Genomic DNA, 23,802 nt, shown 5'->3' with positions numbered 1-23,802 from the left:
TGATCTAAGGCGTTCGCCCAGGAGGCTTGCGCCGCCCATCTGGACGCTCCTTCATCACAGAGGCCGGCCGATGAGTGACTGGAAGTCCGAGGAAGAGCGGAGTCTGGGCTTTCCGCCACTGCTGCTGGTGGTGCTGACCTTCGGGGCCCTGATGGCCCTGCATACCCTGTTCGCCTCCTCCTCGTCCTCATTGTTCCTGTTCGATCTTCTGACTTTCAGCCGTTCGGGCGCGGTGGCGTCGTTGCTGGCGACGCTCGGTATTCTGGCGCTGGTTATCGGCTGTGATCGTGTCAGGCGGCTGGCCTCGTTGGCGCTGCTGGGGTACAGCCTGGGACAAGGGCTATGGCTGCTTGATCAAGTCAATCGTCAGGTGAGCCTCGAGGCGCTGCCGGCAATGTCGTTGCTGCTGATGCTGCTGTTCGCCTTCTGTCTGTGGCACGGTCGAGGCGTCGGGCGCAGGCGCTACGCGGCCTTGGGAATCGTGTGCATGGTGGCTGGTGCGCTGGGATTTTCGATCCTTTGGACGACGGAGGATGCCCCTCGTTGGCGCCTTGTACTGTTCGAGTCTCGACCGCTTGGCACCGTCATGGTGTTTACCTACGGAGTCATCTTCTGGCTGGTCGCCCGCCAGCGCAGCTTGAGCTTGCGACGGCTGGCGCCCAGGGTGATCAAGGTCGGGCTTATCGGCACCAGTCTCAGCATGCTGGTGGGCTTTGGGGGCTACCACCTCTATTCGCTCGATCTGAAACAGGATCTGAGCACGCAGCTGGATGCCTTGAGTGAGCGCATCGCCAATTGGGAAGAACGCTACCGCCTGGGCTGGAGCGAATGGAGCCTTCCGCTGACCCAGGCAGGAGGGTCGCCGGAACCCACCGGTCCCGCAGCCCGGGGAGAGGTGCCTGCCTACGTCTGGTGGCAGGACAAGGGCGCATTGCGCTGGAACCCCGCTGACGGTGGTGGGGCGACGTCTCGACTCGAAGAAATGCTGGCGTTGCACGAGGTTCGAAGTTGGCTCGAACAGCGTCAGAACGAGGCCATGCGCTGGTGGATTCCGGGCAAAGGCGCGGCGCTGCTGGAGGTCAACAGCTTCGGTGCTGCGGGCCCCCGGCTGGTCGTACTGGTCGACACGACGCTGTGGCTTGAGCATATGAGTGAAGGACTGACGGCGAACCTGTCGCTGTCGGGGCTCCGCCCAGCAGAAGCGTTGGATCATGCTGCCCGCGAGGTCTGGGTCGAGCGCGGCAGGCTGGCCGGCGTGATGCGAGACGATATTGCCCTGGCTGGCGGCACGCTGCTGCGGGTTCAGGCATCGAAGCCGCTGTCGCTCAAGTGGGTGCTATTGCCTGCGCTGTTGCTGGCGTTGGGCCTTTTTGTCACCTATCAACTGATGACCTGGATTGCGCTGGCGCGATTGCGTAGAGAGCAGGCGATTTCGCTGGCGACGCGTGAACAGGAGTTTCATTCCCTGTTCGGACTGCACCCCGTGCCGATGCTGCAGGTTCGACGTTCGGGCCTGATCGGTGCGCTCAACGACTCTGCCACGGAAGCTCTGGGTGACCGCGCAGGGGAGGCTATCGCTCGACCCTTCACCGAGGTAGCCAGTCGACTGCTGGGATGCGGTGATGCGCCCGATGAATTGATGAAGCACTTCGACAATGTCATGACCGGGCGACAGCGGTCCGTGGTGTTCGAGTGCTCGATCGCGGATTCTACCTTCAGGATACGCCTGCAGCAGGTCCGGGTGAGGGCGGCCTGTGTGGGCCTTTTCGCCAGTTTCGCCGACATCAGTCTGCGTCAGAAGGAGCAAGCCAGGCTGTCGATCATGGAGCACTGCCTCAGGGAGAGCAGCAATGGGGTCGTGATCTTCGACGCCCAGTCCAGGGGCTGCCCCGTGATGTATGCCAACGCTGCTTTGTGCCGCATGCTGGATGCTTCGGCATCCTCGGTGACCGGACTGCTGGCGAGTGAGCTTGCCAGGACCATGTGTCTGGACCCGGTGACCGAAGCCGAGATCTGTCACTGGATGAAGACCCAGCAGCCGGGCTCGGTCACTGCGCTGGCCAGCCAGGGAGGAGGAGGCGGTCGCTGGTACGACCTGACGCTCTCGCCGGTGCATGCGCTCCGCGAAGGGGTAAGTCACTACATCGGCATCGTCGATGACGTCAGTCAGCGCAAGGTTCAGGAAGAGATGCTGGCCCACCAGGCCACCCACGACGCCCTGACTGGTCTGCCCAATCGCACCCTGCTGGCCGACCGACTGGAGCACGACGTAGCCCTGGCGACACGTCATCGGCAGGGGCTGGCGGTGCTGTTCATCGATCTGGATGCGTTCAAGCCGATCAACGATAGCCTGGGGCATGAGGTCGGTGATCGCGTGCTGATACAGGTCGCCAAACGCCTGAGCCGAGGGCAGCGACGCTCGGATACCCTGGCGCGTCTGGGCGGGGACGAATTCGTGCTGGTGCTGGTGGATATCGGTGGCAAGGACAAGGCCATCGCGGTGGCCGAGCGTCTGCTGAACCAGTTGCGTGAACCCTGCCGCGTCGACGGCTTCCAGCTGCAGATATCCGCGAGTATCGGGATCGCCTTGCTGGACACCGGGACCACCCTGTCGCCACAACGGCTGATCCAGCAGGCCGATCTGGCCATGTACCAGGCCAAGCAACGCGGGCGAAACCAGTATCAGTTGTTCACACGCACCCTCGACGGTGTCCCCGGGCGTCATGTGACCCTGCGCAACGCGCTGCGTATTGCCATGGAACAGCAGCGTCTGCAGTTGTTCTATCAGCCCCAGGTGGATGGCGAGGGCAGGATCACCGGTCTGGAGGCATTGATACGCTGGTCCCATCCCGAATTCGGCTGGGTCTCACCGTCGGAGTTCATTCCACTGGCCGAAGAAACCGGCCAGATCATCGATCTGGGGCGCTGGGTGATGCGCAGGGCCTGCTACGACGCCAAGCGCCTGTGGCGAAGTGGACTCAAGCCGGGGCGGGTGGCGGTGAACCTGTCACCGCTGGAATTTCATCGCATGGATTTTCTATCGAGCGTGTGCCAGACGCTGGATCAGACCCACCTGCATGCCGAGTGTCTGGAGCTGGAAATCACCGAAGGCATGTTGCTGGATGACCAGGAACGCGTGGCTCGTACACTGGGGGCCCTGGCGGCCCGCGGGGTCACCACGGCGATCGATGACTTCGGAAAGGGATACTCGAGCTTCGATTACCTCAAGTCCCTGCCCATCGACAAGATCAAGATCGATCGTGGTTTTGTCGCCCAGTGCCTGGACAGTGAACGAGATATCGCGGTCTGTCGCAGCGTGATCACCCTGGCCCAGGAGTTGGGCCTCGAGGCGCTGGCAGAAGGGGTCGAGACACCGCATCAATGTGCCGCCCTGAAGGACCTGGGCTGCACCACCTTCCAGGGCTATCTGTTCTCTCGACCGGTGCCTTTCCGGGAGCTTGCCGGCCTGCTGCGTCGCCCCCATCTGGCGCCGCAGCAGGAGGTCCCGATGGATCGGCAGGACTTGATTGGGGCGGAAGCGCGCCGACGCTGAGCGACCGCGGAGTCCTGAAATCCGCCCTGGTGTCGTCTTGAAGACGACACCAGGGCTGGCTTCAGGGCAAGCGATGACGGCAGGCTGTTTCAGAAGGCTATGTCAGCGGGCTATGTCAACAGGCTATGTCAGCAGGTCGAGACACCAGGCCGTGACAGAGAGACACCCAGGGGGCCGCAATGTCGACGAGCGCAGGGGCTTTTCCGCCAGCGCCTAGCCGCTGGCCAGGCTCAATGCTGGGCTGCTGCCCAGATTGGCTGCCAAGGTGGTGCGGTACCAGTCGATAAAGTCGATCACCCCGTATTCGTAGGTGGGGGAGTAGGGGCCGGGGCGATAGGCCAGGGAGTTGATGCCTCGCTGGTTCTCTTCGGCAAGCCTTCGGTCCTGGGCGTTGGTGGCGTCCCATACCCGGCTCAGGTTCTCGACGTCGTAGTCGACACCCTCCACCGCATCCTTGTGGACCAGCCATTTGGTGGTGACCTGAGTGCGCTGGGGACCCAGCGGCAACACCCGGAACACCGCGGCGTGGTCGCCGACAAAGTGATTCCAGCTATTGGGCAGATGCAGGATGCGCAGGGAGCCCATGTCCTCGATGCCCTGATGGGTCAGCGGCCGGCGACAGGCGGCCCTTCCGTCCATGGTCATGGACACGGTGCCCTCGACCAGCGGGGTGCGGGTCAGGCGATTGCGCTTGCCTCCCGCCCAGCTCATCTTCCAGGGGATGCCGAGGCCGTCCCACTCCTGCTGCTTGCGTGCTACCAGACTGCGGTATTCCGGCGTGGCACGGGGGTCCTCGGTGTCGTCAAACTCGTAGAGCGACTTGATCAGCTCCGGGTGAGAGCCGTTGCAGTGGTAGCACTCGCGGTTGTTCTCGAGCACCAGCTTCCAGTTGGCTTGCTCCTCGATGGTGGTGGTCACGGCCACCTTGAGGTTGGCCATGTCGTAGAAGCTCAGGTAGCTGTCGAAGATGGCCTTGAGGTCGCTCACGTCCGGCGGATTCTCGGCGAGGCTGACGAACAGGTAGCCGCCGGCTTCGGTCAGCGCGACCGGGGCGAGTCCGTAGTCCTCGAGTCGAAAGTCCTCGCCCATCTCGGTGCCGGCGAACAGCAGGCGTCCGTCCAGCTCGTAGGTCCACTGATGGTAGGGGCACACCAGCTTGGCCAGCTTGCCCTTTTCGGTGGAGCACAGGCGAGATCCGCGATGGCGGCAGGTGTTGTGGAAGGCGTGAATGGCGTCGCCATCGCCGCGCACGATGACCACCGGATTATGGCCGATGTCGAGGGTGATGAAGTTGCCCTTGGCGGGAATCTCGCAGCTCATGCCGGCGAAGATCCACTCGCGCTCGAAGATGGTCTGCATGTCGAGCTGGAACAGTCGTTCATCGTTGTAGAACGGCTGCGGCAACGAGAAGCCGAAGGGGTGATGTGACATCGTCTCCAGGGCGAAACGACGGGCGTCCCCCAGGGGATCCTCCAGATTGAGATGGGCGATGGGCTCCATGGTGCACTCCTCGTGATGCGATAGATGCGGTGTCGATGGGCGCGGTGGCCCATGGCAAGGGGCGCCGCTATGGATCAGGGGAAAGCATTAGCGGCGCTATCGGCTGGCGTGCGTCGCGGTTGTCATGCTGCGCAGTCTGGGGCAAGGGGGATGACCCTGGGTATCTGGCGGCGACACCAGATGATGCCGTTGCGACCTCTTTGTCGCTGCAGCGAGCGTGGCCGGAGGATTCGAGTATGCTGATGTCGCGATCAGACAAGTGGCGCGCGAGGAGCGAGGGGCAGAATGCGCTCAATGACCAGGCCTCGAACGAGGTTCGGGGCCTGGATGAACCGCCGACTGTCTGCGAGCGAAACCGCCATGGTGACGAATTTTCTCAATCCGGTGACCACCCAGACCTGGGCCAATGGCCGCCACGTCGTGCGCTGCGTCAAGGTCATCCAGGAGACCTGGGACGTCCGAACCTTCTGCTTCATGGCCGAGCAGCCGGTGATGTTCTTCTTCAAGCCGGGGCAGTTCGTCACTCTGGAGCTCGAGGTCGACGGTGAGTGCGTCTTCCGCTCCTATACCATCGCCAGTTCACCTTCCATCCCCTACAGCTTCTCGATCACCGTCAAGCGGGTGCCGGGGGGGCGCGTCTCCAACTGGCTGCATGACCAGATGGACGTGGGCCACGAACTGGCGGTGCACGGTCCGGTGGGGGACTTCAACTGCATCGACCACACCGCCGACAAGGTGCTGATGCTCTCCGGCGGTGTCGGCATCACGCCGCTGATGTCGATGACCCGCTGGTTCTTCGATACCAATGCGGCGGTGGACCTGGCCTTTATCCACTGCGCCAGGACCCCCAGGGACATCATCTTTCACCGTGAGCTTGAGCATATCTTCTCGCGGATTCCCGAGTTCCGGCTGAATATCGTGTGTGAACGGGACAACGAGCTGAACCAGGCCTGGTCGGGTTTCCGCGGCTTCCTGTCGGAGCCCATGCTGGAGCTGATGGCGCCTGATTTTCTGGATCGAGAGGTCTTCTGCTGCGGGCCCACGCCCTTCATGTCGGCGGTCAGGCGTCTGTTGACCCAGCGTGGCTTCGACATGAGTCGCTACCACGAGGAATCCTTCGGTGCCACGCCGGTCGACGTCCAGGAAGACGTCCACGAGCTGGCGGAGCAGGCCGAGGCGGAGGCCGAGGAGCTTGTGGCGGCCGACATGCACTGTGTCGAATTCGCCTCGGCGGGCAAGAGCGTGCGCATCCAGCCGGGCGAGACCGTGCACGCTGCGGCCTCAAAGCTCGGACTGCATATTCCCAAGGCCTGCGGCATGGGCATCTGCGGCACCTGCCGGGTGCCGCTGGTCGCCGGTGAGGTGGACATGGAACACAACGGTGGCATCACCGACGAGGACGTGGCCGAGGGCTTCATCCTGTCCTGCTGCAGTCGACCCAGGGGTAACGTCACGGTGGACTGGTAGCGGCGGTGGCTCCCGGCGGAGGAGGGTCGTGGGCCACCCAGCGCGGCAGTGGTGTAACCGTCCGGTGCAGGTGACTCTGTATGGCGTTGATAAATAGGAGGGCCGTGAGAAATTCGGTTAGGCTGGAGTCTGATTTTTGCTGGTATTTGGACGCCATGCCATCCTCGCCCCTGCACCCGCTCCATCCATCACGGCCATCGCCGGCACCATCGTCAGCACAGCAAGGGCACGCCGATGTCTCTGGCGGCGAGCCGCTCACGCCGGCGCTGTCGGTGGGCTTTGTGTTGCTGTCGCGCTTTACCTTGCTGCCCTTTGCTGCCTTCGTCGACTGCCTGCGGCTGGCGTCCGACGAGGGCGATCGCAGTCGTCAGCTACGTTGCCGCTGGCGCTTTCTGTCAGAGGATGGCGCCGAGGTTGCGTCGAGCTGTGGTGCGGTGATCTCGCCCTGCGAGCCGATAGGGGGGCGTCATGGGCAGCCTTTCTGTGATCCCCGCCAGTTCGACTACCTGGTGGTTATCGGCGGGGTGCTGGGGGAAGGCGAGGAAGCTGATAGCCCTGAGCGAACGAGCCCTGAACGACGGGCTCTCGAGCGAAACCGCCCCGATCGAGATGGCGGCACCCTCGACTATCTGCGCCATGCGGCAGCGCTGGGCGTGCCGCTGGTGGGGGTGTGCACCGGGGTCTACTCGCTGATCCAGGCCGGTGTGATGGAGGGGCGGCGTTGCTGCGTCAGCTGGTACCACCACCTGGATCTGACCCGGCGTTTTCCCGCCGTCAGCGCGGTGCCCGACCGCCTCTATGTCGACGATGGCGACCGCTTGACCTGTGCCGGTGGTGCTGCGGCGGCGGACCTGGCCGCCTATCTGGTGGAGCGCCACCTGGGACGCGCCTGGGCACGCAAGAGCCTGCATATCATGCTGCTGGACGGCCACCGAAGCGGCGACCACTCCCAGCCCCAGCCGGTGGTCTTCGATCGCATCGAGGACCGCATCGTGCGTCGTGCCGTGGCAATTCTCGAGCAGCATCTGGGCGAGCCGCTGTCGGTGGATGAGCTGGCGACGCGCGCCGGCGCCTCGCGTCGGGGGCTCGAGCGCAAGTTTCGCCAGGCCTTCGGTGTCGGCCCGCAGAAGTTCGCCCGTGACCTGCGCCTGCGCTACGGTCTGTGGCTTCTGTACTTCACCGACCATAGCGTCACCGAGATCGGCGAGCGCTGTGGTTTCGCCGACACCGCCCACTTTTCCCGCCACTTCCGCAGCGCCTTCGGACAGTCGCCCTCACGTCTGCGTCGCGATCCCGTCGGTCGCGAGGAGGCCGGCGTCGACCCCTTCTTTCTGCATGTCGGTGCACGCCTGGGGCATCGCTGAGCGCCCCCCGCTGGCGCAATTGCCCCTGATATTGCTCCTGATAGTGCCGCTGATAGCTCCCCTGATCGTGCCGCTGGCAACGTCATCCAAGCGCTCGTCCACGGCGCTCGGCTCATGCCTGCGTCCAACAAAGCTGTCGCATTTGTTCAAGTTTTGAAGGAGCCGCTCGGCTTCAATGACCTTATCCCGCCGGGCACCTGCGCTCGTCTGGGCCGGGCTTTGCCCGTATTGGCCCGTCTGGGCCTATCTGGGCCCGTCTGGGCCTATCTGGGCCCATCTGGGCCCATCTGGGCCGGTCTGGGCCCATCTGGGCCCATCTGGGCCGGTCTGGGCCGGTCTGGGCCGGTCCGGGCAGCGTCGATGTCCCTGACGGCGACGCCGATGTCGTTTCCAGAATGTCGGCGCCGGGATAGCGGCTTACCTTGGAGGCGGGGGACTGCCCGTCTTCGTCAGCCATCACAACGACAACATCGACCAGGCGAAAGCGGCCGCGAAGAGGCGCTTCGCCATTACCGGAGATACCCCATGCCAAGCGCTCATCTGTCCAGCTCGTCACTGTCCAGGTTCGATCCGCAGATCGCCGAGGCCATCGCCGACGAGGTCGTTCGCCAGCAGGATCATGTGGAGCTGATCGCCTCCGAGAACTACGCAAGTCCGGCGGTGATGGAGGCACAGGGCACCCAGCTGACCAACAAGTACGCCGAGGGCTATCCCGGCAAGCGCTACTATGGCGGCTGCGAGCACGTCGACGTGGTAGAGCGTCTGGCCATCGAGCGGGCCTGCGCGCTGTTCAGCGCCGACTACGCCAACGTGCAGCCCCACAGCGGCGCCCAGGCCAATGCCGCCGCCTTCATGGCGCTGGTGTCCCCCGGCGATACCGTGCTCGGCATGAGTCTGGCTCACGGCGGCCACCTGACCCATGGTGCGGCACCGAACTTCTCCGGCAAGCACTACCACGCGGTGCAGTATGGTCTGGACGAGGCCACCGGCCAGATCGACTACGCCGAGGTCGAGCGTCTGGCCAGGGAGCATCGCCCCAAGTTGATCGTCGCCGGCTTCTCGGCCTACTCCCAGGTGGTCGACTGGCGCCGCTTTCGCGCCATCGCCGACAGCGTCGGCGCCTGGCTGCTGGTGGACATGGCCCACGTCGCCGGTCTGGTGGCGGCCGGGCTCTATCCAAGCCCGCTGCCCCACGCCCACGTGGTCACTACCACCACCCACAAGACCCTGCGCGGGCCGCGCGGTGGCCTGATCCTGTCCGCCAGCGGTGACGAGGCGCTGTACAAGAAGCTCAACGGCGCGGTCTTCCCCGGCCAGCAGGGCGGCCCCCTGATGCATGTCATCGCGGCCAAGGCGGTGGCCTTCCGCGAGGCCATGAACCAGGACTTCGTGCGCTACCAGGAGCGGGTCATCGTCAATGCCAAGGCCATGGCCGGGACCTTTCTCGAGCGCGGCTACGACGTGGTCTCCGGCGGCACCGAAGACCATCTGTTTCTGGTCTCGCTGATTCGCCAGGGGATCACCGGCAAGGACGCCGACGCAGCCCTGGGTCGCTCGCACATCACCGTCAACAAGAACGCGGTACCGGGAGACCCGCAGAGCCCCTTCGTCACCTCGGGCCTGCGCATCGGGACCCCGGCGGTGACCACCCGCGGCTTCGATGCCGAAGAGTGCGAGCGGCTTGCCGGCTGGATCTGCGATGTGCTGGACGTGCTGGCCCGTGGCGAGAACACCGCCGCCATCGAGGCCGACGTACGCCAGCGGGTCGGCGAGCTGTGCGCGCGCCACCCGGTCTATCCGACCCCTCGGCAAGCCGCTGCCGAGCCGGCCTGATCGGCATGATGCCCCCCCGGCGGTCGTGACGCACCAGCGACCGCCCAGGCACTTTTCAGACACGCTCTAGCCCAGAGTTTTGAGGGACACCCTATGCAACGCTACTCCGGATTCGCGCTGGCCCGCCACGCCCTGAGTCACCACGAGAACTGGCAGCGCCAGTGGCGCAACCCGACCCCCAAGGCCGCCTACGACGTGATCATCGTCGGTGGTGGCGGCCACGGCCTGGCCACCGCCTACTACCTGGCCAAGGAATTTGGCGTGCGCAATGTCGCGGTGATCGAGAAGGGCTGGCTGGGCGGCGGCAACACCGCCCGCAACACCACCATCGTGCGTTCCAACTATCTGTGGGATGAGGCCGCCGCGCTCTATGAGCACTCGATGAAGCTGTGGGAAGGGCTGTCCCGGGATCTCAACTACAACGTGATGTTCTCCCAGCGTGGCGTGCTCAATCTTGGCCATACCCTGCAGGACATGCGCGACATCCAGCGCAGGGTCAACGCCAACCGGCTCAACGGCATCGACGGTGAGGTGCTCGACGCCAGGGGCGTGCAGGAGATCGTGCCGATCCTCGACTGCTCGAAGAACGCGCGCTACCCGGTGATGGGGGCCTCCTGGCAGCCCCGCGCCGGGGTCGCCCGCCACGACGCCGTGGCCTGGGGCTACGCCCGAGGTGCCGATGCCCTCGGCGTCGACATCCTGCAGCAGACCGAGGTGACCGGGTTCAAGATCCGTGACGGCCGCATCCTTGGGGTGCACACCAATCGCGGCGATATCGAGGCTCGCACCGTGGGCTGCGTGACCGCCGGCAACTCCGGGGTGATGGCCTCGCTGGCGGGGCTGCGCCTGCCGCTGGAGAGCCACCCGCTGCAGGCGCTGGTGTCAGAGCCGCTCAAGCCGGTGCTCGATACCGTGGTGATGTCCAACCACGTGCACGGCTATATCAGCCAGTCCGACAAGGGCGACCTGGTCATCGGCGCGGGCATCGACGGCTACAACGGCTACGGCCAGCGTGGCAGCTACGCCACCGTCGAGCACACCCTGCAGGCCATCGTCGAGATGTTCCCGATCTTCTCGCGGGTGCGCATGAACCGGCAGTGGGGCGGCATCGTCGATACCTGCCCGGACGCCTGTCCGATCCTGTCGAAGACCCGGATCGAGGGGCTCTACTTCAACTGCGGCTGGGGCACCGGTGGCTTCAAGGCGACCCCCGGTTCCGGGCATGTGTTCGCGGCGAGCCTGGCCAAGGGCGAGATGCATCCGCTGGCTGCCCCCTTCTCGATCGACCGCTTCCACAGCGGCGCGCTGATCGACGAACACGGCGCCGCCGGTGTCGCCCACTGATTCAGGAGGTTTCCATGTTCCATATCCATTGTCCCTACTGCGACGAGTGGCGCGAGGAAGAGGAGTTTCATCCCAGGGGTCAGGCGCACATCGCACGCCCCGAGGATCCGGCCGGCTGTTCCGACGAGCAGTGGGGCGACTACCTGTTCTTCCGCGATAACCCCCGCGGCATCCACCACGAGCTGTGGGTCCACGCGGTGGGCTGTCGCAAGTTCTTCAACGTGACGCGCCACACCCAGAGCTACGAAATCCTCGAGACCTATCGCATCGGCGAGCGACCGCGCTTTACCCGGGACAACCCCGACGGGGTGGTGGCGTCCGCGCCTGAGTCCCTTGACGACAGCTATATCGCCACCGCCGCCCAGGAGGTTCGCGCATGAGCCAGCCCAATCGCCTCGACACAGGGGGACTGATCGACCGCAGCACACCCCTGCGCTTTACCTTCAATGGCAAGGAGTACACCGGCTTTCACGGGGACACCCTGGCCTCGGCGCTGCTGGCCAACGGGGTGGACGTGGTCAATCGCAGCTTCAAGTACTCGCGTCCCCGCGGCGTCGTCGCCGCCGGTGCCGAGGAGCCCAATGCGGTGGTCCAGCTCGGCCAGGCCGAAGCCGAGCAGGTGCCCAATGTGCGCGCCACCCAGCAGGCCCTGTTCGAGGGGCTGACGGCACGTTCCACCAACGGCTGGCCCAACGTCCAGCGCGACCTGATGGGGACCATCGGCAAGCTTGGCGGCAAGCTGATGCCCCCCGGCTTCTACTACAAGACCTTCATGGCGCCGGCCTCGCTGTGGATGACCTACGAGCGCTATATCCGCAAGAGCGCGGGGCTGGGGCGCAGCCCGCTGGAGCACGACCCGGATATCTACGACCACATCAATCGCCACTGCGAGGTGCTGGTGATCGGGGCAGGGCCTGCGGGACTGGCTGCCGCCCTGGCCGCCTCGCGCAGCGGCGCCCGGGTGATCCTGTGCGACGAGCAGGAGCTCTTTGGCGGCTCGCTGCTGGACGGGCAGGACTTGCTGGACGATCGTCCGGCGTGGCAATGGGTCGAGGAGGTGCTCGAGGAGCTTGCCGCCAACCCCGAGGTGACGCTGCTGCCGCGTACCACCGCCAACGGCTACCACGACCACAACTTCGTCACCCTGCACGAGCGGCGCAGCGAGCACCTGGCCCACTGCGCGCCTCGAGTGGAGGGACGGCGTCAGTCGCGCTCGCGCCTGCATCGGGTGCGCGCCGCGCGCGTCGTGCTGGCCACTGGGGCCCATGAGCGTCCGCTGGTCTACGCCGGCAATGACGTGCCGGGCAATCTGCTGTGCTCGGCGGTGTCCACCTACATCCGCCGTTACGGTGTGGTGCCGGGCAAGCGGCTGGTGGTCTCCACCGGCAACGACGACGGCTACCGTGCCGCGCTCGACTGGCTGGATGCCGGGCGTGAGGTGGTGGCGGTGGCCGACGCCCGCCCCGCACCCGACGGTGAACTGGTCGAGATCGCCCGGGCTCGCGGTATTCGCATCCTGCCGGGCTCTGCCGTGGTCGAGGCCAGGGGCGAGCAGCGGGTCACCTCAGCGCGGGTCGCCGCCATCGATATCGACGCCTTTCGCGTTACCGGCGCCAGCGAGACGCTCGACTGCGACACGCTGGCCAGTTCCGGTGGATTCAGTCCGGTGATTCACCTGGCCTCCCATACCGGAACGCGGCCGAGCTGGCGCGACGACCTGATCGCCTTCGTGCCCAACCTGCCCAGGGGCATGTTGGCGGCCGGTGCAGCCGGCGGCACCTTTGGCCTGGCCGAGGTGCTGGCGGAAGGTCGCGACGCCGGCCTCGAGGCGGCGAGCCAGGCCGGCTTCGAGGGTGCCGAGCTTATACTGCCGGCGGTAGCGTCGCGGCGAGACGGTGCGGCGGTGGCGCTGTTCCAGGTGCCCCACGAAAAGCCGACCCTGCGGGCGCCCAAGCAGTTCGTCGACCTGCAGAACGACGTCACCGCCGCCGGGATCGAGCTTGCCACCCGGGAAGGCTTCGAGTCCATTGAGCACGTCAAGCGCTACACCGCCATGGGCTTCGGTACCGATCAGGGCAAGCTTGGCAATATCAACGGCATGGCCATCGCCGCGCGCTGCCTGGGGCGCTCGATTCCCGAGGTCGGCACCACCGTGTTCCGGCCCAACTATACCCCGGTCACCTTCGGAGCCATCGTCGGTCGCCACTGCGGTGCGTTGTTCGATCCCGAGCGCTACAGCGCGCTGCACCAGTGGCACGTCGGGCAGGGCGCCGAGTTCGAGGACGTGGGCCAGTGGAAGCGGCCCTGGTACTTCCCCAGGACCGTCAACGGCAAGCGCGAGACCCTGCACGAGGCGGTGATGCGCGAGTGCCGCGCGGTGCGCGAAGGCGTCGGCATCCTCGACGCTTCGACCCTGGGCAAGATCGATATCCAGGGGCCGGACGCCCGCGAGTTTCTCGGCCGCATCTACACCAACAAGTGGGCCAAGCTGGGCGTGGGTAAGGTGCGCTACGGCTTGATGTGCAAGGACGACGGCATGGTCATGGATGACGGCACCACCAGTTGTCTGGCCGAGGATCACTTCCTGATGACCACCACCACCGGTGGCGCCGCGGGAGTGCTCGAGTGGCTGGAGCTGTGGCACCAGACCGAGTGGCCGGAGCTCGACGTGAGCTTTACCTCGGTCACCGACCACTGGGCCACCATGACCGTCACCGGCCCCAGGGCGCGGGAGCTGATGAGCGAGCTTACCGAGGGCATCGATCTGGATCGCGAGGCGTTTCGCTTCATGGACTGGCGTGAGGGCAAGGTGGCCGGGGTGCCGGCACGGGTGTTCCGGATCTCCTTCACCGGCGAGCTGGCCTACGAGATCAACGTCCAGGCCCACGCTGCCATGCACGTGTGGAAGGCGCTGTTCGCCCACGGCGAGAAGTACGACCTGACACCCTACGGGACCGAGACCATGCACGTGCTGCGTGCCGAGAAGGGCTTCATCATCGCAGGTCAGGACACCGACGGTTCGGTGACCCCGGAGGATCTGGGCATGCAGTGGGCGGTAGGCTACGACAAGCCGTTCTCCTGGGTGGGCCAGCGGGCGCTGACCCGCAGCGACACCGCGCGCCAGGACCGCAAGCAGCTGGTGGGGCTGAAACCCAGGGATCCGTCGGTGGTGCTGGAGGAGGGCGCCCAGATCGTGCTCGACCCTGACCATCCGATTCCCATGCCGATGGTCGGCCACGTGACCTCGAGCTACTACAGCCCGACGCTGGAAACCGGCTTCGCCCTGGCGGTGGTCAAGGGTGGCCACCAGCGGATGGGCGAGACCGTCTACCTACCCTGTGTCGACGGCAAGGTCCACGAGGCCGAGATCGTTTCCACCATCTTCCTTGACCCCAAGGGGGAGCGCCAGAATGTCTGAAGCTATAGAACGTGCCCGTACCTTTGATGCCTTTCCGGACGAAGGCATCCCCCTGGAGTCACCGCTGGCCTGGTCGTTTCAGCATGTCGGCTGCCCGGCGCCCGGCACCCACTCGCGGGTAATGATGCGCGAACGCCAGCACGACCATCTGATCCTGCGCGGTGGTGCCATCGTGCTCGACGAGGCGGTGCGCGCGGTGCTGGGGCTGTCGTTGCCGGCGCGTCCGCTGGAACTCAGTCAGGGAGATAGGGCTTCGCTGCAGTGGCTAAGTCCCGACGAGTGGCTTGCCGTGCTGCCCCAGGGTGACGCCTTCCGCGTGGAGACGGCGCTGCGCAGCGCCCTGGGCGACGCCAGCGTGGCCTTCTCCGACGTTAGCGCCGGTCAGACGGTGATCGAGCTGACCGGTGATGACCAGGCCATGCGCGAGCTGTTGATGAAGTCGGTGGTCTACGACGTTCACCCGCGCCACTTTGCGGTGGGCAAGGGGGTGACCACGGTGCTGGCCAAGACTAGCGTCATCCTGCGTCGCCCCGACGAGCGACGCTGGGAGCTGGTGGTGCGGCGCAGTTTCGCCGACTACGTTTATCGTTGGTTGCTCGATGCCGGTGAGGAGTTCGCCATCGGCGTCGAGCGTGACGTCACCGCCGGGGAGACGACATGACGATCAGCGTGAGCGCCGTGCGCACGACCCATTGGATCCTGACCGCCCAGTGCCCCAGTCGTCTTGGCACCGTGGACGTGGTCACCCGCTTTCTGCGCGAGCAGGGCTGCTACATCACCGAGCAGCAGTCCTTTGACGACAGCAGCTCCTGTCGTTTCTTCATCCGCACCGAGTTTCGCCCTCCCGAGGAGGGCGAGCTCGATGCAGGCGCCTTCGAGGCGGCCTTTGCCGAGCGCGCGGCGCCGTTCTCCATGGCATTCGAGCTGACCTCACCAGAGCGCCTCACACCGGTGGTGATCATGGTTTCCAAGGCGGATCACTGCCTCAATGACCTGCTCTATCGCTATCGTACCGGCCAGCTTCCGGTGGCCATCAAGGCGGTGGTGTCCAACCACCCCGATCTGGCGCCGCTGGCCGAGTGGCACGGGCTGCCTTATCACCATCTGCCGATCAGCGCCGAGACCAAGGCCGAGCAGGAGGCCCAGGTATGGCGGATCGTCGAGGACAGTGGCGCAGAGCTGGTGATCCTGGCGCGCTACATGCAGGTGCTGTCGAGCGAGATGAGCGAACGCCTGGCCGGTCGAGCGATCAATATCCATCACTCGCTGCTGCCCGGCTTCAAGGGCGCCAAGCCCTACCACCAGGCCTTCGAGAAGGGCGTCAAGCTGGTCGGGGCGACCGCCCATTACATCAACGATGACCTGGACGAAGGCCCGATCATCACCCAGGGGGTGGAGCCGGTCACCCACGCCGATACCGCCGAGGACCTGGTGGCCCGGGGGCGTGACATCGAGTGCATCACCCTGGCCCGGGCGGTCACCCTGCACCTGCAGCGTCGGGTGTTTCTCAACGGCTCGCGCACGGTGGTCTTCCAGCGCTGACGTCAGGGACAGACAGGCGGCGACGACGAGGCGCTGAACTCCATCTTGCTGAACCAGGCGGTGGCGTCGCCTCCGGCGTTGTCGCCATCGCTCATCAGCGCCAGGCCATCGACGCCGTCGGGGCTCGCGCCGAACAGTCGACGGTAGTCGGCGGCCACGTCGCGCACCTCGCCGACCCACTGACCAGCCTTGGCACCTCCGCTTTGCAGCGCCAGCAGGACGGCACGATCGGTAAAGGCGTTGGGCCAGCTGGTGCCTGCCGGCTGATTCGATGACCACACATAGTTGACCGACTCCACCTGCCAGGGCAGAAGGCCGGTGCGTCTGGCCACGTAGACCCGGGCGGGATAGTCGTCGCCACTCTCTGTGCGTTCGTCGACCCCGGAATAGACCCCGGATACCTGCCAGCACCAGCGCAGGTAGGGCGTCTCGCCGAGGTCGATGTCGCGCTCCAGATAGCGGGCCGAGGCCTGCCCCCGGGAGCGCGCTTCGAGCACGCTGACGCCATCGTGCTCGACCAGTCGGTAGGCCGTTTCGCCGGCGAAGGATTTGGTTGGCCAGTCGAGCATGGCGCGCGGGCTGAAGGTCTGGGCCTGGGCGCAGGAGGCCATCAGGACCGCAGCCGAGACAAGGGCGCAGGTCAGGGTACGCGGCGGTGGGGCAGCGAGGTGGCGAAGGGGAAGAATCCGGGCCATGCAGGCTCCTGTCGTCGGCAATCGGGGAAGCGGCTGAAACGACGTGAACGATATGAACGATATGAACCCTCAGGTGCAAATCGTGTGGGCGACCATCGCCTGTGCGCACATCGTGTAGCTGCAGTTGTGCGCACTATGCCCAGTCGCGTCGGCTATGGGTGCTGGGTCGTCGCCCCGGCGTTGAACCTTACACAGCGTCAACCCGGATTGTGAGAGATTTCCCCTTGTGGTGGTCGGGGACCGGCGACCATGCTGTAGGCACATTGACCTGGAAAGGAAGCTCCATCATGAAGCAGTGCTATCGCAAGATGTTCACCCTGTGCCTGGGCAGCGTGCTGGCGGGATCGATGGCGACCATGGCCTGGGCGCAGGGCGAGGTCGAGGTGAGCGACAGCGGTATCGCCAGTCTGACGTCGACCGATAGCCTGGAGGCGGTGGAATCTCGCTTCAAGGAGGGGCTGGAAAAACGGGGAATGGGACTGATGGCAAGCATGGACCACCAGGCCAACGCCGCCGGGGTGGAGCTGGAATTGCCAGCGACACGCACCTACATCTTCGGCAAGCCCGAGGTGGGCACTCGACTGATGCAGTGCGAGGGTAGTGTCGCGCTGGATCTTCCCCAGAAGATGCTGGTTCGCCAGCAGGAAGATCACCTGGTGATCGAGTGGAACGACCCTCATTACCTGGTGGAGCGCCACGGCCTGCAGGACTGCGAGCTGCCCGTGGACAAGATCGCCGAGGCCCTGACCGGGCTGGCGCGGGAGGCAGCGGGCCAGCAATGATGGCCTGGTCTTGCCCAGGCATCTCCCGAGCCTTGCTCACCGGGTCCGGCTCGGGACCTCTTTACCGGGGATCTGGCACGCAATCGCTTGAGGCTGACTCAGGTGGGGGGTAACTGGCGCCCCGTCGGCGGGCTGCCTTGGTGGCCCGCCAGGGGGAGGCAGAATGGTGGGTCGACCAGCGAGATGCTTCCCTCGAGGTAGGGCAGTCGAGGTAGGGCAGTCGAGGTCCTTGCGCCAAGTCCGTCAGCCGAGTCCTTCAGTTCTGGCGACGGGTCTCCGCCTCGGCCATCGCTTCCTTTACCTTCAGCAGGTCCTGATCACTGGCGACGTTGTCGGTAGTCGCGCCAGGGGACGTACCGTCCTGGGGTTTATCAATTGTGCCGTTATAGGCATTGCCGACCCGGTGCAGCATGCTGAACTGCTTTTCGCAGTTGCGACAGGCCGAGCACAACATCAAGTGAAACCGCAGCGAAATACGCTCCCTGGCCGTCAGGGGGGCATCCAACTGCTTTGACATCAGCCGCGTAGCGGCCTTGCACATCATCATGCCGCGTCCTCCTTCCATCCCTTTTCAATGCAAGCGCGAAGCTTGAGGCGAGCCCGATGCAGGATCACCCAAGCGTTGTTTTCCTTGATGCCCACTTCCTTACAAATATCGTCGGTGGAAAGGCCCATCAATTCGCGCAGGGAGAAAACGCGAGCCACGTTTTCTGGAAGACTCAGCATACAAGCGTCGAATACTTTCCAGAAATTTTCGTTCTCGAACGCTTGCTCCGGGGTGCTCCATGCCTGGGGCTTGGCATCGGCGGCCCAGTGCCCATCCTGTTGAAACATGCGGTCGATGGCGTCGTCGCTGTGCTCTTCATCGAAGGGCTCCCAGCGACCATGACGCTTCTGCTGGCGCATCTGGTCGAGCAGCTTGTACTTGAGGATGCCGAATACCCAGGTTTCGTAGCCGGAGCGCCCCGAAAAGCTGTCGTTCTTCTCGATGGCGGCGATCATGGCTTCCTGCACGGCGTCCTCGGCGGCGGCATGATCGCGCAGGTGCATGCGGGCGAAGGACACCAGGCGGGGGCGCACGGCGGCGAGTTTCTTGTGGCGGTCGGTGAGCGTTTCTTGGGTCACGGCAGAATCTCCAGGGCGAGGGCTTCCATGTCGGCGAGGCGAGCCAGGTCCTGGGGCGTATCCAGGTCCCATACGGTCGTTGGACACTCCAGCGTCCACAAAAGCTCCGCAAGACGTGTGCGCGTCTGGGACATGACGCTGGACGTGCCCCAGTCGATTCCTCGGAAGAGACGGGGATCGGGGCGACGAACTCCAACCAGAGCATAGCCGCCGTCCTCGGCCGGAAGAAAGACGCTATCTGCGTCTTTAAGCCGTTTATGACAAGTTTTTAGTAATGTCTTATCCAATATCGGGCAATCTGTGCCGATTAGAAGGCTCGGGCCACCTGCCGAGCACAGCGCCGCGTGCATGCGTACCCCCAGGTCGCCTTCAGGCTGTGGTCTCAGCGTCACGCCGAACCGCTGACGGATATCGACAAAGCACGGATGGTCGTGCTCAAGCGCCGTCCACAGCGTGATGTTGCGCGCGGACGTCGTCTCCAGCGCCGTCTTCAGGGTGTACTCGATCAGTCTGTGCTGGAGACGAGCAGCGCCTTCGGCGCCGAGGGCGGGAATCATCCGCGTCTTGGCCTGGCCGGGGATCGACGCCTTGGCCAGGATGGCCAGCTTCAGGCCATCCTCGTGGTGAACACGGTGCTGATCGCCGAGCCCCTGGCCGCACGCCTGGCTATGCGACTGGCTATTCGCCAGATCCGGGCTGGCTGCCATCCCGTCGCTATCGTGGTCAGCGCACATGGCGATACTCCTCGGCCAGGCGAACGGGATCGGCCCCTCGCCAATAGCGAAAGCGCAGTCGCCACATCAGCAATATCGTCGTCAGCACGCCGCCCTGCTCCCAGCGGCGACCGTCGGTGAGCACCTTGAAGCCAAGGCAGGCGGGAGGCGACAGCCGCTTGAGGCGCTTGGACACTTCGATGTCTTCCATCAATGGCTGGTCGGGAAAGCCACCGACGGCGTCGAAGGCGCTGCGACGCATGAACATCGCCTGATCGCCGGTGGCGATGCCGGTCAGGCGTGAGCGCAGGTTCATGCAGGCGGCGATCAATGATAACCAGCGTGAGCGGCCCAGGATGCGCACGTCGAAGCGCCCCCAGTGGCGTTTCTCCAGCGCCTTCAGTATCGCCGGCATGGCCGCCGTGGGCAGTCGAGTGTCGGCGTGCAGAAACAGCAAGGACGGCGCACTCGCCGCAGCGGCGCCCTGGTTCATCTGGCGCGCCCTTCCGCGGGGGGCATCGATGACCCGGTCGGCCAGGGGACGGGCAAGCGCCCGGGTATCGTCGTCGCTTCCGCCATCGACGACGATCACCTCGACGCCCTGCTGGCGCCACTCGGATAGCCGCTCAAGACCCGCGACGATGGTCGCTGCCTCATCGAGGACGGGAATGACCACACACAGACGTGGGGCGACGACTTCGGACCCTGGTTCAGCGAGATGCACGGCGGGCACCCTGCCAGGCGGCCCCGGCGGGGGCTTCGGTGGCGGCCGCCAGTTCGACGATCGGGCCCGCCGCTGCCTCGGCATCTGCCCTGTCGTGGGTGACCAACAGCGCCGGAAGACGATGGTCGCGGATGCGCTGGAAGACCAGGTCACGCATCTCCTGGCGGAGCGCGGCGTCGAGCTTGGAGAAGGGCTCGTCCAGCAGCATCGCCTGGGGACGCGACAGCAGGGTGCGCATCAGCGCGACGCGAGCGCGCTGGCCGCCGGACAGCGTTGCCGGATCACGCTCACCGAATCCGGCAAGACCGATATCCGCCAGGGCCTCTTCGATGGCCTCGCGGCGCTCGCGTCGGCTGGCAGACGACGGCATGCCGAAGGCCAGGTTGCCGGCGACGCTGAGGTGGGGAAACAGCAGCGCATCCTGGAACAGCAGACCGAGTCGGCGGGCCGAGGCTGGTAGGTCGGTGACTCGCCTGTCACCGAGGCGGACCTCGCCCTGGGCGTCAAAGGCGGGGGCGAGAAAGCCCGCAGCGTAGGCCAGCAGGGTGGACTTGCCGACACCGGAAGGCCCCATGACGCTGACCACCTCGCCGGGGGCGACCTGAGCATTCAGTGATACCAGGGGGGCACCGTCCAGCGAGATCACGACCCGATCGAAGACCAGTGCGCCCGTCGGGTTCGCTGGAGACGTGGGGGGAAGGTGGCATCGTGTGTCTGGTGTCTGTGACATGGTGGGCTCGGATGGCGTTGAGGCGGTTCAGGTCAGCAGGGCGCGTCGGTGGCGATGCAATACGCGCGGCAAGCCGATGGCGAGGGCGAAGCCGAGTGCCGGCAAGAGTAGCTGGGCCAGGGCATAGACCGCCGTCAGGCGACGATCCCCGCCGGAGGCAAGCGATACCGCCTCGGTGGTCAGGGTGGTCAGGCGTCCGGCCCCCAGCAGCAGCGTCGGCAGATACTGGCCGACGCTGACGGCGACCCCCACCGCGGCGGCGGTGGCGATAGGGGCCAGCAGCAGCGGCAGGCGAACGCGTACAAAGGCGGCGGCCGGGCCATGGCCGAGACCTGCGGCGACCTGGGCCCAGCGGGGGTCAAGCCGCCGGTAGCTCTCGGCCAGTGACAGAAAGACGTAGGGCAGCACGAACAGGCAGTGTCCCAGTACCACCACCATGAAGCCCGGTGCCACCGATAGCTGCGCCTGAAGTTGCACCAGACCGTAGAGAAAGGCGACCGGTGGCACCAGCAGCGGCAGGTAGAGCACCAGGGTGGCGCTCGCTCCCACGCTGCGGTGATTGAGCGCTTCGCTCTCGAGACAGCCGATCACCAGGATGGTCGCGAGAGCGGTGGCGGCCAGCGCCAGCCATAGGGTGTCGAGGGCGGCCGGCAGTAGGCCTGGCAGCGCACGACCCCAGTTGGCCAGGGTCAGGGGCGTGGGCCAGGCCGAGGGAAAGGGCCAGAAGGCCGCCAGCGACCACAGCGTCAGCCCCAGCAGACTGGCACCGAGCAGGGTGACGCTGAGCCAGGTCAGACCGCCGCCCAGCAGGCTGCCGAGGCGTTGACCGCTGTTGCGTCGGCCGTCGGTCAGGCGTGGCGTGGCGCACCAGCGTACGGCCTGTTCCAGGCACCACCAGCAGGCCAGTGCCAGCAGCGTGATGCCGAGCTGGCTCAGCGCTGCGGCGGAGGCCATGAAGCGCATCGACAGGTCGGGATCGCCAAGCCAGCGGACCACGCTGACCGCCAGGGTCGGTGGGGTGGACGGCCCCAGGATCATGGCCACATCGACATTGGACGAGGCAAAGGCGATGACCGCATAGACCGGTAGCCGAATCAGCGGGTACAGGCTCGGCAGTACCGCCTTGAGAAAGGCGGTCACCGGCGAATAACCCAGCGACAGTGCCAGGTGCCGACGATCGTCGGCCTGGCACTGAGGCAGCGCCGATAGACTCATCAGCAGCAGAAAGGGGACTTCCTTGACCACCAGTCCGGCGATCAGCGCAAGGCCAAAGGGATCACTGGGAAACAGGTAGTCAGGAGGCGTGGCGTGACCGCTCAAGGCCGGGGAGACCAGGCGCATGGCCAGGCCCGAGGGCGCCAGCAGAAAGGCCAGACCGATGGCGGCGGCGGCGTGGGGCACCGCCAGGAGCGGCGACAGCAGGCGCTTGAGCCAGACAAAGGCGGCGCTGTCGGCGAAGGCACCGAGAAACAGCACCACGATGGTCAGGGCCAGAGCGGTGCTGATCAGGCCAGTGGTGAAGCTGAGCACCAGCATCTCGAAAAGCCCGGGGGTGTTCGCCAGGCTCACCCAGGGCGCCAGGCTCAGCTGCTCTCCACCGAGCACCGGCAGCCAGCCGAAGGCCGGCGCCGCAGCGCCTGCCAGGCCGGCCACCACCGGGGCCACCAGCAGCAGTACCGTCAGCGCCGGCGCCAGCCCCACCAGGCGGGAGAAGGTCGAGGTATCAGCGGCTGCCATAGCGCTCGAGCCAGGCCGCCTCTACCGCTTCCATCCAGCTCGGGTGCGGCTCGGGCAGGGTCTGTTGCAGGGCCTGTGGCGCCAGTCGCGCTGGCTGGTCATCCATGGGCGTCAATGCCTGACGCTCGGCCTCATTCAGGCGCGCGAGATCGAGCACGCTGGGGTCGCCCCAGACGTCCAGGCGCTGCTTGCGAGCCTGGGCCTCGGGCGAGAGCAGGAAGTTGGCGGTGACCATGGCGCCGGCCTGGTGGCTGGCGTTGAACGGGATGGTGACAAAGTGAACGTTGCCGATGGTCCCGCCGTCGAGCACATAGCTGCGAATCGAGGGAGGCAGTTGGTAGTTGTTGACCGCAGCGGCAGGCTCGGCGGGGTTGAAGGTAAAGGCCAGCGACAGTTCGCCGTCACCCATCAGGCTTCTGAGCGCAGGCCCTGAAGCGGGGAAGTCCCGCCCCTGGCGCCACAGATGGGGGTGCAGGGCGTCGAGATAGTCCCACAGCGGTGCCATGGCCGCTTCGGCGTCGGCTTCGCCGACGGGGCGGGCAAGCACCGCCGGGTCGTCGATCAGTGCGATAAGCGCCTGCTTGAGAAAGGTGGAACCGTGGAAGTCCGGGACCAGTGGGTAGGTGAAGCGCCCAGGATGCTGCTCGGTCCAGTCGAGCAGGGCGGCCATGCTGGTCGGCGGCGCCTCGACACGCTCGCTGTCGTAGTAGAAGGTCAGCTGGGCCTTGCCCCAGGGTGACTCGAAACCCTCGGTGGGCACGGTGAAGTCGGTGGTCATCTCGGGATTGGCGTCCGGCGAGGTCAGCGCGAAGTTCGGCAGGCGCTGGGCAAAGGGCCCGAGCAGCAGATCATTGGCCTTCATCGCGGCGAAGTTCTCGCCGTTGATCCAGATCAGGTCGATGGCGCCCTCGTCGAGGTTGCCGGCGGACTTCTCGGCCAGGACGCGGGAGACCGCAGCGGCGGTGTCGTCGAGCTTGACGTGGACCAGGTCGATGTCGTGGCGCTGTTCGAGCTCGCCGGCGACCCAGTCGAGATAACCATTGACGTTGGGGTCACCGCCCCAGGCGTTGAAGTAGACCGTCTGCCCCCTGGCCTGCTGCTCGATCTCCTGCCACGGCTGGTTCAGCGGCGTGGATGTATCCTGGGCCCAGGCGGGCGAGCCGAGCCCCAGGGCAGCCAGGGCGGTGAGGACGAAGGCGCCACCGGGAAGCCAGGTCAAGCGGAGGTCGGTAAACGGGCGTCTACAGGAAAAAGGCGTGGTCATGGTCGCGTCCT

General features: G+C 65.7%; 19 protein-coding genes. 10 read left to right on the top strand and 9 right to left on the bottom strand.

Translation table 11 applies throughout. From position 1 onward, the window contains the following. Nucleotides 1-70 precede the first annotated feature (70 nt). Entirely contained in the window at nt 71-3,553 is a 3,483-nt protein-coding gene (locus NFI08_RS13345) for a putative bifunctional diguanylate cyclase/phosphodiesterase (protein WP_349589922.1), read from the top strand. A 213-nt stretch (nt 3,554-3,766) separates the two neighbouring features. Here the strand turns inward: NFI08_RS13345 and gbca are convergent, their stop codons facing one another. Further along, nucleotides 3,767-5,053 carry a glycine betaine monooxygenase oxygenase subunit gene (gene gbca / locus NFI08_RS13340; RefSeq protein ID WP_108448114.1) on the bottom strand — a complete coding sequence of 429 codons (1,287 nt, stop codon included), beginning with the start codon at nt 5,051-5,053 and terminating at the stop codon, nt 3,767-3,769. A 360-nt stretch (nt 5,054-5,413) separates the two neighbouring features. Between gbca and gbcB the strand changes: the two genes are divergently transcribed. The 8 genes from gbcB to purU all read left to right on the top strand — a co-directional run bounded on the left by gbcB (nt 5,414) and on the right by purU (nt 16,021). Beyond that, a complete protein-coding gene (gene gbcB, locus NFI08_RS13335; RefSeq protein WP_108448192.1) occupies nt 5,414-6,520 on the top strand; it encodes a glycine betaine monooxygenase reductase subunit in 1,107 nt (368 codons plus the stop codon). Between the two features lie 155 nt (nt 6,521-6,675). Further along, a complete protein-coding gene (locus NFI08_RS13330; RefSeq protein WP_349589919.1) occupies nt 6,676-7,884 on the top strand; it encodes a GlxA family transcriptional regulator in 1,209 nt (402 codons plus the stop codon). Between the two features lie 525 nt (nt 7,885-8,409). After that, nucleotides 8,410-9,717 carry a serine hydroxymethyltransferase gene (glyA, locus tag NFI08_RS13325; RefSeq protein WP_108448116.1) on the top strand — a complete coding sequence of 436 codons (1,308 nt, stop codon included), beginning with the start codon at nt 8,410-8,412 and terminating at the stop codon, nt 9,715-9,717. Nucleotides 9,718-9,810: 93 nt separating this feature from the next. After that, nucleotides 9,811-11,061 carry a sarcosine oxidase subunit beta family protein gene (locus NFI08_RS13320; protein ID WP_108448117.1) on the top strand — a complete coding sequence of 417 codons (1,251 nt, stop codon included), beginning with the start codon at nt 9,811-9,813 and terminating at the stop codon, nt 11,059-11,061. Between the two features lie 14 nt (nt 11,062-11,075). Further along, nucleotides 11,076-11,441: a sarcosine oxidase subunit delta gene (locus NFI08_RS13315; RefSeq protein WP_108448118.1), complete on the top strand. Its 366-nt coding sequence runs from the start codon at nt 11,076-11,078 to the stop codon at nt 11,439-11,441. Next, on the top strand, nt 11,438-14,479 hold the full coding sequence (locus NFI08_RS13310) for a sarcosine oxidase subunit alpha family protein (protein WP_108448119.1): 3,042 nt from the start codon (nt 11,438-11,440) through the stop codon (nt 14,477-14,479). Before NFI08_RS13315 ends, NFI08_RS13310 begins: the two co-directional genes overlap by 4 nt. Then, the gene (locus tag NFI08_RS13305; RefSeq protein WP_108448120.1) at nt 14,472-15,140 is read left to right on the top strand and encodes a sarcosine oxidase subunit gamma; all 669 of its coding nucleotides are present in this window, start codon (nt 14,472-14,474) and stop codon (nt 15,138-15,140) included. The genes NFI08_RS13310 and NFI08_RS13305 overlap by 8 nt, the downstream gene beginning before the upstream one ends. Then, entirely contained in the window at nt 15,137-16,021 is an 885-nt protein-coding gene (gene purU, locus NFI08_RS13300; protein ID WP_045991005.1) for a formyltetrahydrofolate deformylase, read from the top strand. Before NFI08_RS13305 ends, purU begins: the two co-directional genes overlap by 4 nt. A 2-nt stretch (nt 16,022-16,023) precedes the next feature. On the opposite strand, the gene NFI08_RS13295 is transcribed toward purU, so the two are convergent. Beyond that, complete coding sequence (locus NFI08_RS13295; protein ID WP_108131362.1) at nt 16,024-16,716, bottom strand: DUF3047 domain-containing protein; 693 nt, start codon at nt 16,714-16,716, stop codon at nt 16,024-16,026. 287 nt (nt 16,717-17,003) lie between these two features. Between NFI08_RS13295 and NFI08_RS13290 the strand changes: the two genes are divergently transcribed. After that, complete coding sequence (locus tag NFI08_RS13290; RefSeq protein WP_240184168.1) at nt 17,004-17,498, top strand: DUF302 domain-containing protein; 495 nt, start codon at nt 17,004-17,006, stop codon at nt 17,496-17,498. Nucleotides 17,499-17,754: 256 nt separating this feature from the next. On the opposite strand, the gene NFI08_RS13285 is transcribed toward NFI08_RS13290, so the two are convergent. Genes NFI08_RS13285 through NFI08_RS13255 form a run of 7 tightly spaced genes read right to left on the bottom strand, consistent with a single transcriptional unit; the run spans nt 17,755 to nt 23,791 of the window. Next, entirely contained in the window at nt 17,755-18,045 is a 291-nt protein-coding gene (locus tag NFI08_RS13285; protein WP_108131363.1) for a zf-HC2 domain-containing protein, read from the bottom strand. Further along, nucleotides 18,042-18,695 carry a sigma-70 family RNA polymerase sigma factor gene (locus NFI08_RS13280; RefSeq protein WP_083970172.1) on the bottom strand — a complete coding sequence of 218 codons (654 nt, stop codon included), beginning with the start codon at nt 18,693-18,695 and terminating at the stop codon, nt 18,042-18,044. Before NFI08_RS13280 ends, NFI08_RS13285 begins: the two co-directional genes overlap by 4 nt. Next, nucleotides 18,620-19,357, bottom strand: coding sequence for a TIGR04282 family arsenosugar biosynthesis glycosyltransferase (locus NFI08_RS13275; RefSeq protein ID WP_240184169.1), 738 nt, complete (start codon nt 19,355-19,357; stop codon nt 18,620-18,622). Before NFI08_RS13275 ends, NFI08_RS13280 begins: the two co-directional genes overlap by 76 nt. Beyond that, nucleotides 19,347-20,060, bottom strand: a complete 714-nt coding sequence (locus tag NFI08_RS13270; protein WP_240184170.1) for a TIGR04283 family arsenosugar biosynthesis glycosyltransferase — start codon at nt 20,058-20,060, stop codon at nt 19,347-19,349. Before NFI08_RS13270 ends, NFI08_RS13275 begins: the two co-directional genes overlap by 11 nt. Then, nucleotides 20,047-20,790 (bottom strand): ATP-binding cassette domain-containing protein, encoded by a 744-nt coding sequence (locus tag NFI08_RS13265; RefSeq protein ID WP_108131365.1) that lies wholly within the window; start codon nt 20,788-20,790, stop codon nt 20,047-20,049. Before NFI08_RS13265 ends, NFI08_RS13270 begins: the two co-directional genes overlap by 14 nt. Before the next feature lie 27 nt (nt 20,791-20,817). Further along, a complete protein-coding gene (locus NFI08_RS13260; RefSeq protein WP_108448122.1) occupies nt 20,818-22,527 on the bottom strand; it encodes an ABC transporter permease in 1,710 nt (569 codons plus the stop codon). Continuing rightward, nucleotides 22,514-23,791, bottom strand: a complete 1,278-nt coding sequence (locus tag NFI08_RS13255) for an ABC transporter substrate-binding protein (RefSeq protein WP_108448123.1) — start codon at nt 23,789-23,791, stop codon at nt 22,514-22,516. Before NFI08_RS13255 ends, NFI08_RS13260 begins: the two co-directional genes overlap by 14 nt. Between the last annotated feature and the right edge of the window lie 11 nt (nt 23,792-23,802).

This window comes from Halomonas sp. EF61 (genome assembly GCF_040147045.1).
GTDB lineage: Bacteria > Pseudomonadota > Gammaproteobacteria > Pseudomonadales > Halomonadaceae > Halomonas > Halomonas litopenaei.
Note: the sequence above shows the minus strand (reverse complement) of the source record. Positions and strands in the feature narration are given on the sequence as shown.

Coding starts and splice junctions, on each gene's coding strand:
- NFI08_RS13280 (WP_083970172.1), bottom strand. CDS start 18,695: ATGGGACCTGGATACGCCCCAGGACCTGGCTCGCCTCGCCGACATGGA.
- NFI08_RS13290 (WP_240184168.1), top strand. CDS start 17,004: ATGAAGCAGTGCTATCGCAAGATGTTCACCCTGTGCCTGGGCAGCGTG.
- glyA (WP_108448116.1), top strand. CDS start 8,410: ATGCCAAGCGCTCATCTGTCCAGCTCGTCACTGTCCAGGTTCGATCCG.
- NFI08_RS13345 (WP_349589922.1), top strand. CDS start 71: ATGAGTGACTGGAAGTCCGAGGAAGAGCGGAGTCTGGGCTTTCCGCCA.
- NFI08_RS13310 (WP_108448119.1), top strand. CDS start 11,438: ATGAGCCAGCCCAATCGCCTCGACACAGGGGGACTGATCGACCGCAGC.
- NFI08_RS13305 (WP_108448120.1), top strand. CDS start 14,472: ATGTCTGAAGCTATAGAACGTGCCCGTACCTTTGATGCCTTTCCGGAC.
- gbca (WP_108448114.1), bottom strand. CDS start 5,053: ATGGAGCCCATCGCCCATCTCAATCTGGAGGATCCCCTGGGGGACGCC.
- NFI08_RS13285 (WP_108131363.1), bottom strand. CDS start 18,045: ATGATGATGTGCAAGGCCGCTACGCGGCTGATGTCAAAGCAGTTGGAT.
- NFI08_RS13265 (WP_108131365.1), bottom strand. CDS start 20,790: ATGTCACAGACACCAGACACACGATGCCACCTTCCCCCCACGTCTCCA.
- NFI08_RS13295 (WP_108131362.1), bottom strand. CDS start 16,716: ATGGCCCGGATTCTTCCCCTTCGCCACCTCGCTGCCCCACCGCCGCGT.
- NFI08_RS13275 (WP_240184169.1), bottom strand. CDS start 19,357: ATGTGCGCTGACCACGATAGCGACGGGATGGCAGCCAGCCCGGATCTG.
- NFI08_RS13330 (WP_349589919.1), top strand. CDS start 6,676: ATGCCATCCTCGCCCCTGCACCCGCTCCATCCATCACGGCCATCGCCG.
- gbcB (WP_108448192.1), top strand. CDS start 5,414: ATGGTGACGAATTTTCTCAATCCGGTGACCACCCAGACCTGGGCCAAT.
- NFI08_RS13255 (WP_108448123.1), bottom strand. CDS start 23,791: ATGACCACGCCTTTTTCCTGTAGACGCCCGTTTACCGACCTCCGCTTG.
- purU (WP_045991005.1), top strand. CDS start 15,137: ATGACGATCAGCGTGAGCGCCGTGCGCACGACCCATTGGATCCTGACC.
- NFI08_RS13260 (WP_108448122.1), bottom strand. CDS start 22,527: ATGGCAGCCGCTGATACCTCGACCTTCTCCCGCCTGGTGGGGCTGGCG.
- NFI08_RS13315 (WP_108448118.1), top strand. CDS start 11,076: ATGTTCCATATCCATTGTCCCTACTGCGACGAGTGGCGCGAGGAAGAG.
- NFI08_RS13320 (WP_108448117.1), top strand. CDS start 9,811: ATGCAACGCTACTCCGGATTCGCGCTGGCCCGCCACGCCCTGAGTCAC.